The following is a 2313-nucleotide window of genomic DNA, read 5'->3' on the forward strand; positions in this document are numbered from 1 at the left end:
GTATTTGATGAATCGATCACGGCAACATTTTCATCTTTAGGCAGGTATCCCACAATTTTGCTTTTCGGGTCAGCTTGTTGCCTTACGCGTAAATCGTCTGCAGTTACCCGATACATGTCGGCGCTTGCCGTTTGAGGGGTAGCGGCGGGCTGTGCAGTATTTGGCTGAGGAGTTGATGGTTTAGCAGCAGGAGCAATTTTTTCGATGAAATCTTTGCTTACCCAGCCTTCGCGGTTTTTAAACTTTACTTTGTAAAACTTGGCATTTTTCGCATCTAAAACCGTAATGTTTTCATTTTGAGCAATATTTCCAATCACCTTGCTTTTCGGATCGCTGCTTTCCCTTACACGCAATTTGTCTGCCTTAACGCGATACGTTTCTTGTGCGTTTAAACGGTTAGTGAAAATAAAAAGAGCGATGAGGAGGAAGAAAATTCTAGTCATAAGTATTGAATTCTGCGAAACAGTTTTAATGGGTAATTGCCAACACGCTATAAGCAAACACCGTGCTAAGTGTTTCAAAATTAGAAAATACTTTTAATAGGTGAGGATAAGATTGAAAAAAGGTACTTCTCCTTTCCTTAAAATCTTCTTTCAGCAAAGTTAAAGCATCTTATAAAACAGATAAGCGAAACTACCAGCTTCCACCAGTACCACCACCGCTGCTGCTACCACCGCCCCAGCTACTGCTTGATGATGAAGAAGATGAGCTGCTGCTTGATGAAGAGGAACTTGATGACGAACTCGATTCGACCAATATGGCCAATGTGATCCACTTTATAAATTCTGTTTTTTTACAAAAGCTACATTCGTTTATCAGCTTCGCCTGCCCTTCGTGACTATAAGTGGCTTGTTTAACTGTAACACGTTCATTCAGTTTGTATGTCCTAAAAGCGCATTCTGGGCATTCTATATAACTGTTGTGTTTTTCAGCTGGCCATGCCTTAATAATATGTTCTTTATGGTCTGTGCTTTCCCAGATATCATAATCATAAGCTAGAACAACTTCTTCTTTACGTTGCCCTGCAGTTAAAAAGGGTTCCCCTTCTATGTTGATATCGCGATCTACTCGGGTCATCGGGTTGTTTTTACTATCCAAAACTGGCTTGAAACGATCAATCGTTTTAACGCGCTTAATAAGGTGGAGTATAATTGCAATTAAAATTATAGGAGAGAAAAGAACTAACCACCAGTTCTTTTTGTGGAAAGCCACAACGGCATCAAAGAAATTTTTGTCGTCCTGGTGGGCTTTTCTTAATGCCGACAAATAGAAAAGGTAACGAAAGAAAAGCAATATGGCCAGGATAGAAAAAAGAATGTAAGGGATATGTGCTAATTTTATCTTTTCGAACAGCTCAAAAGCACCAGTAAAAACAAAAATAAAAATAGAAACAAACACAATAAAGAAAGCCACTCCACAGCCTTTAGCTATGGTGGCATCATAACTATTTTTATTCTTGTCAAAGCCTTTTGGATTTAAACCATTTTTGGCTTGCCTGTTCACAATTTTGAACACCCCCCAAAATACCAGTAGGATAATTCCTGTAGGAAGCCAAAAATTTTCGAGTGAACTGTTGCTTTCGTGTTGGGTGAAAAACTGATTGAGCTCTGATTTATTTTCAGGATTTAAAATAATTACACCAATGGCATTAATGGTATTCGTTATCCCGGTGCTAAAATCATTTTGCCTGAAAGCTGGTAGGAGGTTCTGTTCGGCAATATGTTTAAGCTTTACATCTGGCAATACACCTTCAATTCCCGTTCCGGTAATGAACCGGTACTTTCGCCGATCTTTTGAGATAAATAACAATAAGCCATTATTGCTGGTTTTTGAACCAATTCCCCAGGTGTTAAAAAGCTCAAATGCAAAATCGAAATCTTCTTTATCATGGTCGAAATCGTTAACAATCACCACTGCTACCTGAACATTGGTTTCATGTTCAAACTGGGCAATGGTATTATTTAAACCCGAAACCGCACTACTTCCCAAAATGCCGTCAGGATCACTTACATAGCCTCCCCCATTGTTTTTTGGGTCGGGTATGTCTTTTACTTTGTAAGCAGTTTGCCCAAAAGTAATATTGGCAACTAAAAGAAAAAATAGTAGGGCAATGGGTTTAAACAAATGGGTATTAAGCATTGTATAATTTAGGTGCGAGGTTTTTACATCATGATTTAACAACTAGGTAGCAATATGGTTTACTCTTTTAATATTTTAGCCAATACCTTATCCAGTTTTGCTTTATCTTTCATGTACGCTTCCAAATCGTAAAGTTGCACGGTTTTAAATTCTATCGGGTGGCTTTCGCTCTGT

General features: G+C 38.6%; 2 protein-coding genes. Both read right to left on the reverse strand.

Going from position 1 to position 2313, the window contains the following annotated elements:
• Positions 1–443 (reverse strand): SH3 domain-containing protein (locus AC1DPQ_RS25300; RefSeq protein ID WP_477611252.1); only part of this gene is annotated, 443 nt, incomplete at its 3' end.
• A gap of 190 nt (positions 444–633) precedes the next feature.
• Positions 634–2139: a TPM domain-containing protein gene (locus tag AC1DPQ_RS25305; protein ID WP_477611253.1), complete on the reverse strand. Its 1506-nt coding sequence runs from the start codon at positions 2137–2139 to the stop codon at positions 634–636.
• Positions 2140–2313: the final 174 nt, after the last annotated feature.

The sequence above is a fragment of the Pedobacter sp. 01T416_2 genome, assembly GCF_056398925.1.